Origin of the sequence: Gardnerella sp. 30-4 (assembly GCF_001641215.1) — a bacterium.
GTDB classification, from domain to species: domain Bacteria; phylum Actinomycetota; class Actinomycetes; order Actinomycetales; family Bifidobacteriaceae; genus Bifidobacterium; species Bifidobacterium leopoldii.
The window spans coordinates 26,671-37,055 of sequence record NZ_LXJL01000047.1 but is presented as its reverse complement, the minus strand read 5'-3'; the positions used below and the strand labels follow the sequence as shown (position 1 = coordinate 37,055).

Annotated in this window: 12 protein-coding genes and 1 pseudogene; all 13 read left to right on the top strand. The window is 42.4% G+C overall.

Annotation, left to right across the window (positions count from 1 at the left end; all coding sequences use genetic code 11):
• Nucleotides 1-286 (top strand): annotated as a pseudogene (locus A5294_RS06800) (hypothetical protein); the annotation flags it as partial.
• An 85-nt stretch (nt 287-371) separates the two neighbouring features.
• A complete protein-coding gene (locus A5294_RS03840) occupies nt 372-731 on the top strand; it encodes an HNH endonuclease (protein ID WP_029600105.1) in 360 nt (119 codons plus the stop codon).
• A gap of 160 nt (nt 732-891) precedes the next feature.
• The gene (locus A5294_RS03835) at nt 892-1,443 is read left to right on the top strand and encodes a P27 family phage terminase small subunit (RefSeq protein ID WP_064340510.1); all 552 of its coding nucleotides are present in this window, start codon (nt 892-894) and stop codon (nt 1,441-1,443) included.
• An 11-nt stretch (nt 1,444-1,454) separates the two neighbouring features.
• Nucleotides 1,455-2,240 (top strand): S-adenosylmethionine synthetase N-terminal domain-containing protein, encoded by a 786-nt coding sequence (locus A5294_RS03830; protein ID WP_064340509.1) that lies wholly within the window; start codon nt 1,455-1,457, stop codon nt 2,238-2,240.
• Between the two features lie 14 nt (nt 2,241-2,254).
• The gene (locus A5294_RS03825; RefSeq protein ID WP_064340508.1) at nt 2,255-3,523 is read left to right on the top strand and encodes a site-specific DNA-methyltransferase; all 1,269 of its coding nucleotides are present in this window, start codon (nt 2,255-2,257) and stop codon (nt 3,521-3,523) included.
• The gene (dcm, locus tag A5294_RS03820) at nt 3,516-5,003 is read left to right on the top strand and encodes a DNA (cytosine-5-)-methyltransferase (RefSeq protein ID WP_064340507.1); all 1,488 of its coding nucleotides are present in this window, start codon (nt 3,516-3,518) and stop codon (nt 5,001-5,003) included. The genes A5294_RS03825 and dcm overlap by 8 nt, the downstream gene beginning before the upstream one ends.
• A 66-nt stretch (nt 5,004-5,069) precedes the next feature.
• Nucleotides 5,070-5,705 carry a hypothetical protein gene (locus A5294_RS03815; protein ID WP_064340506.1) on the top strand — a complete coding sequence of 212 codons (636 nt, stop codon included), beginning with the start codon at nt 5,070-5,072 and terminating at the stop codon, nt 5,703-5,705.
• The gene (locus A5294_RS03810) at nt 5,702-5,932 is read left to right on the top strand and encodes a DUF4314 domain-containing protein (protein WP_231880188.1); all 231 of its coding nucleotides are present in this window, start codon (nt 5,702-5,704) and stop codon (nt 5,930-5,932) included. The genes A5294_RS03815 and A5294_RS03810 overlap by 4 nt, the downstream gene beginning before the upstream one ends.
• A gap of 106 nt (nt 5,933-6,038) precedes the next feature.
• Complete coding sequence (locus A5294_RS03805; RefSeq protein WP_064340505.1) at nt 6,039-6,323, top strand: hypothetical protein; 285 nt, start codon at nt 6,039-6,041, stop codon at nt 6,321-6,323.
• A 131-nt stretch (nt 6,324-6,454) separates the two neighbouring features.
• Complete coding sequence (locus A5294_RS03800; RefSeq protein WP_064340504.1) at nt 6,455-6,679, top strand: hypothetical protein; 225 nt, start codon at nt 6,455-6,457, stop codon at nt 6,677-6,679.
• Nucleotides 6,680-6,800: 121 nt separating this feature from the next.
• Nucleotides 6,801-8,393 (top strand): terminase large subunit, encoded by a 1,593-nt coding sequence (locus A5294_RS03795; protein WP_064340503.1) that lies wholly within the window; start codon nt 6,801-6,803, stop codon nt 8,391-8,393.
• A gap of 11 nt (nt 8,394-8,404) precedes the next feature.
• Nucleotides 8,405-9,694 (top strand): phage portal protein, encoded by a 1,290-nt coding sequence (locus tag A5294_RS03790; protein ID WP_064340502.1) that lies wholly within the window; start codon nt 8,405-8,407, stop codon nt 9,692-9,694.
• The gene (locus A5294_RS03785) at nt 9,651-10,385 is read left to right on the top strand and encodes a head maturation protease, ClpP-related (protein WP_082851881.1); all 735 of its coding nucleotides are present in this window, start codon (nt 9,651-9,653) and stop codon (nt 10,383-10,385) included. Before A5294_RS03790 ends, A5294_RS03785 begins: the two co-directional genes overlap by 44 nt.

The window sequence follows — 10,385 nt, the reverse complement described above, 5'->3', positions numbered from 1 at the left end:
CTACATAGATGTATATAAGCAAAAAGATAAAATAATTATCAACACCTATTCTGATAGTAAGTTTGACGAACCAAATCGGATTGTTGTTCCATTTGAAGGTAAATTAAGTAAAAGTGATATTCTAGTAAAGTGGAAAACCGCAAATGGTGATGTTATTGAGCAAGATAGTGATAGTATCCTTGCGGCGAGTATCATCATTGAGAAAAATGGAAAAACTATATGTAATGAAAACATAAATTTTTGTGAAAAAGGCTGGAAAGTATTAAACGATGTAATTGGAAAATAGTGATATAGTTTTGTAAATGATTTTGTTAAAAGCTCTTTGAGATTATCTCAAAGGGCTTTTTTCATGCCCGAAGGGAGGATAAGTCTTGCCAAGAAAACCTAAAAGACCGTGTTCTTATCAAGGCTGTCCGAACCTAACTGACGGCAGGTTTTGTGAAGAACACTTAAAACAAGAGAACAGACGATACGAAAAATACGAGCGTCCTTATGATGCTCACAAGCGTTACGGTAGAGCATGGCAGAAAGTAAGGGATTCTTATGTGAAAGAGCATCCTTTCTGTGAGCTTTGCTTTAAGAATCGTGTGCTTGTTCCTGTTGAGCAGGTTCATCATATTAAACCGATTGCTGAAGGCGGAACGAATGAGAGGAATAATCTTATTTCTCTATGCAAATCCTGTCACTCTAAAATTCACGCTAAGCGTGGAGATCGCTGGCATAACAGATAAAAACCACCCCAGGGGCGGTCAAAATCTCTAAAAACCTATTCCCTGGGGAACGGGCGCAGGGTCTCGCGTGCAAAAACAGCGTATTCAAAAGGGTAATAGGCAAAATCAGACAAGAAAAATTTTTTTGAGTTAAAACTCACGTGGGAAGGAGGCGGAAAGTTTGCCTACAAAATCAAATAATATCGGCGGTCGTGGCGGCAGACGCGTAGGTGCCGGGCGAAAGAAGAAAGCAGTTGTTGAAAAAGCGAATGACGGAAACCCCGGTGGCAGGCCTTTAAGCGTTCTTGATATTCCGGAGCTTGAAGGTGCTGAAATGCCTCAGCCTCACGAGTTTTTATCCGCCACGCAAAAAGATGGTACGCAGCTTCAGGCTAGAGAAATTTTTGAAGAAACGTGGAAGTGGCTAAAAGACATTGGTGTGAGCAGTAAAGTGCCATCTCCTCTTATTGAACGGTATGCGATGAGCTGTGCTCGTTGGATTCAATGCGAGGAAGTAACCAGTAAACTCGGGTTCCTTTCCAAGCATCCGACCACGGGTAAACCGATACCATCGCCTTTTATAAATATTGGTATTAACTACATGAATCAGGCGGTCAGGCTTTGGAATGAGATTTTCCAGATTGTGAAAGAAAACTGTTCGACTGAGTTTGATGGTGTTTCACCTCAAAACGATTTAATGGAACGCCTGCTTTTAACACGTAAAAAATTATAAGGAGAAAAATTATGATAGAAAAAGTAAATCCAAGTCACCCGGACAAGATTGCGGATCGTATTGCCGGAGCAATTGTTGATCTGGCTTACAAGATTGCTGAGAACCCGAAGATTGCTGTTGAAGTGATGCTCGGGCATGGTAAGTGTGCCGTGTGCATTGAAAGCACGGTGATGTTTAAGTTTAAGGATATTAAAAATATTATCCACCGTTTAAGCCCTGGGAAAGTAAAGATTGATATTACGGTCGTGCCACAGGATAAGCATTTAAGCCAAAACCAAAACGGCATGGTTCGCTGTGGCGATAACGGGATTTTTAAAGGCGTACCACTAACAGACGAACAGAAGAAACTCTCGGCTATTGCTCGAAAGGTTTATGAAAAGTATCCGTATGACGGCAAGTATGTTCTTGATGGTGAAAAGCTTATCATCTGCCAGTCTCACGCTAAACGAGAAGACTTATTGAAAGACTATCCGAATGCGTTTGTTAATCCTTTAGGCGACTGGACGGGCGGTATCAGCGTTGATACGGGAGCGGTTAACCGAAAACTCGGGTCAGACATGGCTGATGCTGTTACAGGCGGCGGCCTTCATGGTAAAGATCTTACGAAAGCTGACGTGTCGGTTAACATTTACGCGTTTTTGAAAGCACAGGAAACCGGCCGGGTGGTTGAGTTTTCTTGCGCTATCGGGGACGAGATGGTTGATGGTAAACCGTATGCGCAGATTGTGAAAATCGCGAAAGATTATATTGACTCGGTGGGTGGTTTTGAAAAGCTGGCTTGCTGGGGTCTTTTCTAACGGGAGGAAAGCTTATGGAAAAAGAAATGCAGTATTATTTGGCTGACGTAAGTGAGCTTATCCCGTATGTGAGAAACGCTCGCACGCACTCGGAGGCGCAAGTATCTCAGATAGCGGCAAGTATTCGTGAGTTTGGTTTTCTATCCCCGATTCTGGTGGCTGAGGATAATACGATTCTTGCAGGGCATGGCAGGCTTGCCGCGGCATTAAAACTGGGTCTTAAAAAAGTTCCGTGCGTGAAAGAAAACCATTTAACTGAAACACAAAAGCGTGCGTATATTATTGCGGATAATAAGCTTTCGCTTAACGCAGGCTGGGATAGTGAGCTTTTAGCAGTCGAGTTATCGGAGCTTGAAGGAGCTGATTTTAACCTTGATCTTCTCGGGTTTGACGAGGCGGAGCTTTCCAATATTTTTGATGCTGATAAAGACGTAAGTGATGATGATTTTGATGTTGAAAAAGAACTGGAAGAACCGTGCTTTTCTAAAACGGGTGACATATGGATGCTTGGTAAGCATCGTATTATTTGCGGGGACTCAACCGATTCTTCCACGTTTGAAAAACTGCTGGGTGAAACAAAAGTAAATCTTGTTTGCACGGACGCACCTTATTTCGTGAACCTTGAAAACGCGTCAGGGAAAATTAAAAACGATGATTTAAGCGATAAAGAAGGCTACGAGTTTTTAATGAAAGTTTTTACCAACTTCAAAAACTCTATGGCCGCTGACGCATCTATTTACGAGTTTTACGCAACGATGAAAGCACGTGTTTTCTACGATGCTTTTGAGGACGCGGGGTTTAAGGTGGCAGCAGGTTTAATTTGGAAAAAGCCGAGAGCGCCACTTATGCGAACGGACTGGAAGTTTAACATGGAGCCGATTATTTACGGTTGGCGTAAAGACGGTAAACATAAGTGGTATGGCGATCAGAAACAGACAGCCGTGTTTGAATTCGACGGGATTAAAAACTCGAAGGAAGAAGGCTGTGGGCATCCTTCCAGTAAGCCTGTGCCGCTGATTGCTTATCTTATTAAACAAAGCACGCAAACAAACAGTGTTGTGTTAGACGGGTTTTTAGGTTCAGCGTCCACGCTTATAGCCTGTGAGCAGATTGGAAGAGTGTGTTTTGGAGTGGAGCTTGAACCTAAATTCATTGATGTTGCAGTTAAACGCTACATGAAGTTTCATGATGATAAAACAGAAGATGTGGTTCTTATACGAGATGGGAAACAGTATAGTTACGAGCAGGCAATTGAAATGATGAAAGAGGCTGGCGATGAGTAAAACACTTACACTTGCCAGCCTTTTTGATGGCTCGGGCGGTTTTCCTTTAGCAGCTACGCTTACAGGGATTAAACCTTTATGGGCTAGTGAAATTGAGCCGTTTCCTATAAGGGTTACCACTAAAAGATTACCTTATGTTAAGCACTTAGGTGATGTGTCAAAGATTAAAGGCGATACTGTGGAAGCGGTTGATATTATCACGTTTGGAAGCCCCTGTCAGGACATGTCGATTGCAGGTAAACGGGCAGGCCTTAGCGGTTCTCGCTCGAACCTGTTTTTTGAAGCGGTTCGGATTATTAAAGAGATGAGGAGGAAAACAGGTGGACAAAAACCAAGATATATCGTTTGGGAGAACGTTCCGGGAGCGTTTTCCTCAAATAAAGGAGAAGACTTCGAGAAAGTTATCAAAGAAATCTGTGCTGTCAAAGGACATACGTTTAATGCTCCTAGACCTGAAAAATGGAGCAGTGCAGGACTTGTCATGGCAGAAGATTTCTCACTCGCATGGAGGGTACTTGATGCTTCATACTTCGGAGTACCCCAGAGAAGAAAACGTATCTTTCTTGTCGCAGATTTTGATGGACAAAGTGCCGGAAAAATATTATTTGAGCAAGAAAGCATGCCTGGGGATTTTACGGCGAGCGGAAAGCCGTGGCAAGAAACTGCCGGACATTTTGAAACAGGCACTGGTGATGCAATCGAAAGATACTGTTTAAACGATCAGGGCGGAAGCAGAATGGACGTGTTTGAAAACAAAAGCGGCACGCTTACAGCAAGTGTGGGAAACCATCCACCGCTCGTGTTTGAAAATCACGGACAGGACTCTAGATTTAAAGGACCGATAGATATTAGTAATACCATAGGAGCAAGTCTTGGAACTGGTGGGAATAATCAGCCTTTTGTGGTTTGTGATAAAACCTGTTTTGACGTTCGTTTAACATCACTCAACACGAAAAACAAGCGTGCTAACGTGTATGAAACGAAACTGGCAAGAACAATTAACACAGGGCTAAACTCGCCTGAAGCTAATCAAGGCGGTCTTGCAATAGTGTACTCTACGAGTAAAAACTCGCATCACACGAATGCTCGGGCTGAAATGACAGACACGCTTGTGGCAAGTGACTATAAAGATCCTCCTGTCATAAACGATATGAATGAGGATAAACACTATGTGGTTAGACGTTTAACACCGAAAGAATGTGCAAGACTGCAGGGCTTTCCTGACTGTTGGTGTGATAATCTTCAAACAGAAAATCCAAGCGATGAAGAGCTTATCTTTTGGCAGGATGTGTTTGAAACACATCGAAAACTAGTCACGAACGCCTGTAAGCCGAAAAGTAAAAATCAGATAATCAAATGGCTTAAAAAGCCCCACACTGATTCGGCAGAATACAAGATGTGGGGCAACGGTGTAGCGCTTCCCTGCGTGTATTTCGTTCTCAAAAATATCGCTTATTTTCAGGGAAAAGAAAGCACATAAGACTTGCTAAATATCTTCTTTAGAGTGATGTATATACACAAGGAAAAACCTAAAGGAGGTATTAAAATGAGCTTAGAATATGGCTTAAAAGGTTCTAAAAGAAAACCACTCATACAAGCAATAGAAAACTTAACAGGTCTTAAAGCTACATATCTGAAAACCCCCAGCATGGCTTACAAGATAGGTCCTTTCACAGTCGGTAAAACTGGGACAGTAACATCTGTGGATGATGAAGACCTAAAGGATCTAAAACAAATACTTGAGGGCGATTATGGTATAAGCCTTCCTAAAACACAAGATGAAAGCACACGCATGCTTACAGTAGAGTTTCCAAAAGATAAGCTGGATGTGACTAAGCTTAGAAAAATCATCAAAAACAAGGGTGATTTAATTAAAAAAGCACTCGATGTGGCAAGCCTTGAAATAGAGGAAAACGATGAAACAGTTAGTTTTCCCTGGTTTAAAGATGTAAGCCAAGACCATATGGATACTTACATGAAGCTTATTTTGGCTCTTTGCAAAATGAGTTTGGAAGTAAAACATGTGAATGAAACTAAACATAAGCCGGTTAACGATAAGTATGCCTTCAGATGTTTTCTTCTTAGGCTCGGCTTTATTGGAGATGAGTTTAAAAAGGATAGAAAGATTCTGCTTTCCCGTTTAGCAGGCTCATGTGTTTTTAGAAACGAAAGAGGTGAATGATGAGAGCATTAAGTAGAAAACAGGTTGAAAAGCTTAGAAAAACTTATCCTAAAGGTTGTTTGGTAGAGCTTATCTTAATGGATGATGTTCAGGCACCCCCTATCGGCATTAAAGGCAGAGTACGAGGTGTTGATGATATGGGTTCAATCATGGTTTCTTGGGAAACAGGAAGCGGGCTAAGCGTTGTTTATGGCGTGGATAAGTGCCGAAAAATTAGCGACTTGTAAGAACAATAATTAGTGGAAATACCAGCGGTTTTATCCCATTTATTGCTTGATAATATGTGCTTTTAGAGTGATATATAGTATCAGCAAAAGCAAAGGAGAAAAACCTATGAAAAAAGAAACCTTACAAAGACTTACAAGCGAAGTTAAAGCCTGCAGACGCTACGCTCTAAACGCAATCAAAAAAGCTGAAGAAGGAAAAATTAGCTCGGCTATCAGCATGCTCGACATTGCACAAACAGCAAAAACCTGCGCCATGCAAGCCCACGAGGAACTTTGGAAGGTAAGCGAAGGAAAACTAAACGATACAGAGTTTGAACTGTTTACGGATGCTGAAACCCTGGACAAGGATATTCAAAAAGCCTACCAAGCGATTAAACAAGCAAGAAACTAAAAACAGAATTGGCAAAAACCAAAGAAAAATCGTGGAATTACCTGCGATTTTTTCTCATTTATGACTTGCTATTCTGTGCTTTTAGAGTGATATATAGTACTAACAAAAAGCACAGAAAAAGGAGCAAAACCATGTGGGAACAAGATACGCTTAGAGTAGAAGATCAGGTTGTAAGCTACAGCATGAAGGTTTTTGAAGAGCCAAGCGAATATGGGATTAACAAGGGAAAAATTTCCAAGCTTACTTTGAAAAACAATAACAAGGTTATCGCAAACTACGATAGAGGCTGGGATATTATGCCAACAGATAAGCTTGCAAACGAGGCTTTAGAAATGATCCTAGACGCTAGAAACTAAAAACTGAAGTTTTATTAAAAGTAGCAGGGCTTAAAGCCCTGTTTCTCGTAGGAAAGATAAGGAAATGATGTGGACGCAAGTAAGCGTCTTTTTTTATGCCTAAAGAAAGGAGGAGCTTAAGTTGGAAAAATACGAGGTTACTAAGTTTAAAAAAGAAGATTCAACGTATAGTAAGGATTTAGCGGATTATGCTGTAAGTTTTATCGAATGTTTAACACACACGAAAGGAACGTGGGCCGGTAAGCCTTTTAAGCTCCTTGACTGGCAGGAGCAGATTATCAGGGACTTGTTTGGCGTGGTTAAACCGAATGGTTACCGTCAGTTTAATACTGCTTATATTGAGATACCTAAGAAGATGGGTAAAAGTGAGCTTGCCGCGGCAGTGGCACTGCTTTTATGCTGTGGGGATAATGAGGAGCGTGCGGAAGTTTATGGTTGTGCGGCGGACCGTCAGCAGGCAACAATCGTGTTTGATGTGGCGGCGGACATGGTTAGAATGTGTCCGGCTCTTAATCGTAGGGTTAAAATTTTAGCTTCGCAAAAACGTATTATTTTCCTACCAACTAACAGTTTCTACCAGGTTTTATCGGCTGAAGCGTACTCTAAACACGGGTTTAACATTCACGGTGTCGTGTTTGATGAGCTTCACACGCAGCCAAACCGTAAACTTTTTGACGTGATGACTAAAGGCTCTGGGGATGCTCGCATGCAGCCACTATATTTTCTGATTACCACGGCTGGTACGGATACGCATTCGATCTGCTATGAGACGCATCAGAAAGCAGTTGATATTCTCGAGGGTAGGAAAATTGATCCAACTTTTTACCCAGTGATTTATGGTGCAAAAGATTCGGATGATTGGACGGATCCGAAGGTGTGGAAGAAAGCTAATCCTTCTCTTGGGGTGACGGTTCAAATGGAGAAAGTTAAGGCTGCTTTCGAGTCAGCCCGCCAGAATCCTGGTGAAGAGAATGCTTTCCGTCAGCTTCGTCTTAACCAGTGGGTGAAACAGTCTATTCGTTGGATGCCGATGGAAAAGTGGGATGCTTGCGGTTTTCAGGTGAACGAAGAAGAACTCGAGGGCAGGGTCTGCTATGGGGGTCTTGACCTTTCAAGCACCACTGATCTTACGGCTTTTTCGCTTGTGTTTCCGCCTTTAGATGAGTCGGATAAGTTTCGTATCCTACCTTATTTTTGGGTGCCTGAAGAAACCTTGAGTTTGCGCGTGAAACGGGACCACGTGCCGTATGACGTGTGGGAAAAACAAGGGTTTATTAAGACTACGGAAGGAAACGTTGTTCACTATGGGTTTATTGAAAAATTCATCGAAACTTTAGGTGAACGTTTCAATATTCGTGAGATTGCTTTCGACCGTTGGGGCGCGGTGCAAATGGTGCAAAACCTTGAAAACATGGGGTTTACCGTGGTTCCGTTCGGACAAGGATTCAAGGATATGAGTCCGCCTACCAAGGAGCTTATGAAGCTTACACTCGAGCAGAAAATCGCACACTCTGGGCATCCGGTGCTGCGCTGGAATATGGATAACATTTTCATCCGCACCGATCCTGCAGGAAACATTAAGGCAGATAAGGAAAAATCAACCGAGAAAATTGATGGTGCTATCGCAACGATCATGGCACTTGACCGTGCTATCAGATGCGGTAACGCGAACACGGAGAGTGTGTATGACGCTCGAGGAATCCTATTCATGTAAGGAGGTGGGTCGTGAATATTTTTAGTAAAATTTTTAAGAGTAGAGATAAGCCTGAGAATCGTTTTAACTTGAATGCTCAAAGGTTTATTAGTGGCATGTCTTCTTCGGGTAAGAGGGTGAATGAGCGTTCGGCGATGCAGATGACGGCTGTCTACTCGTGTGTGCGTATCCTGTCTGAGGCGGTGGCGAGCCTGCCGCTTCACGTGTATGAGCGGACGAGTACGGGTACGGCTAAAGCGGTTAAACATCCTTTGTATAAGGTGCTTCATGATGAGCCGAATCTTGAAATGACAAGCTTCGTGTTTAGAGAAACATTGATGACGCATCTATTGTTATGGGGTAATGCTTACGCGCAGATTATTCGAAACGGTAAAGGCGAGGTTTTAGGCTTATACCCTTTAATGCCTGATCGTATGAGAGTTGACCGGGATGAGAGTGGTCAAATTTTTTACGAGTATACGTTAAATGATAGTGATGTTTTAGCGGGTAAAGAAACGAGTGTGAAACTTAAACCTTTTGACGTGCTTCATATTCCCGGTCTTGGTTTTGACGGTCTTGTTGGCTATTCGCCTATTGCGATGGCAAAAAACGCTATCGGTATGGCGATAGCTACGGAAGAGTATGGTGCATCGTTTTTCGCTAACGGTGCTACACCAAGCGGCATCTTGGAATACCCCGGAACAGTAAAAGATCCTCAAAGTATGAGGGATAGTTGGAATAAGGGGTTCTCGGGTTCTAACTCGCATAAGATAGCGATTTTAGAGGAAGGCATGAAGTATACGCCTATTTCTATTTCGCCTAACGAAGCGCAGTTTCTTGAAACTCGTAAGTTTCAGATTAACGAGATTGCTCGTATTTTTAGAGTCCCACCACACATGGTTGGTGATTTGGAAAAATCGAGTTTTTCTAATATTGAGCAGCAGTCGTTGGAGTTTGTGAAATACACGCTTGATCCTTGGGTGGCGCGTTTTGAACAGTCTATTACGAGGCGGCTTTTTACTGATAAGGAGAAAGAAACTTATTATGTGAAGTTTAACGTGGATGGTCTTCTTCGAGGAGACTATCAGAGTCGTATGAATGGTTATGCTACCGCTCGTCAAAACGGTTGGATGAGCGCAAACGATATTAGACAGTTAGAAAACCTGGATAAGATTCCCGCCTGTGAGGGTGGCGACTTGTATTTGATTAACGGCAACATGCTCCCACTTAACCGTGCTGGAGCGTTCGCAAACAGTAGCGGAAAGGAGGAAAAAGGTAATGAGGAAGTTTTGGCAGTGGAAAAACCAAAAGGTAAACAATGAGAATAATGAGATTTTTGAGAGGACACTGTTTCTTAACGGTACGATTGCTGAAGAATCATGGTTTGATGATGATATTACACCACAACTTTTTAAAGACGAGTTAAACGCTGGTAGTGGAAATATTACCGTGTGGATTAACTCGCCTGGCGGCGATTGTGTGGCTGCGGCACAAATCTATAACATGCTCATGGATTACAAGGGTTGCGTGACAGTCAAGATTGATGGGATTGCAGCATCGGCGGCCTCGGTTATTGCGATGGCTGGCACAAAGGTTTATATGAGCCCGGTGTCAATGCTTATGATCCATAATCCTATGACTGTTGCTTTTGGAAACAGAAGCGAAATGGAAAAAGCAATATCAATGCTTGATGAGGTAAAAGAGTCCATTATTAACGCTTACGAGATTAAAACAGGGCTTAACCGTGTGAAACTGTCGCATTTAATGGATTCGGAAACGTGGATGGATGCTAACAAGGCGGTAGAACTCGGGTTCGCGGACGGTGTTTTAACTAGAGGTGAAACCGCTGATATTGGCATACCACAGGTTTCAACATTGTATTCGAAATTAAGCGTGCAAAACACGTTATTGGAAAAAATATGTAAAGCCTGCCGGATAAGCGGTAAGGAAACAAACAATATTAGTGCAGACGATCTTATGGATCGTCTTTTTTTAATCAAAAATTGGAGGTAA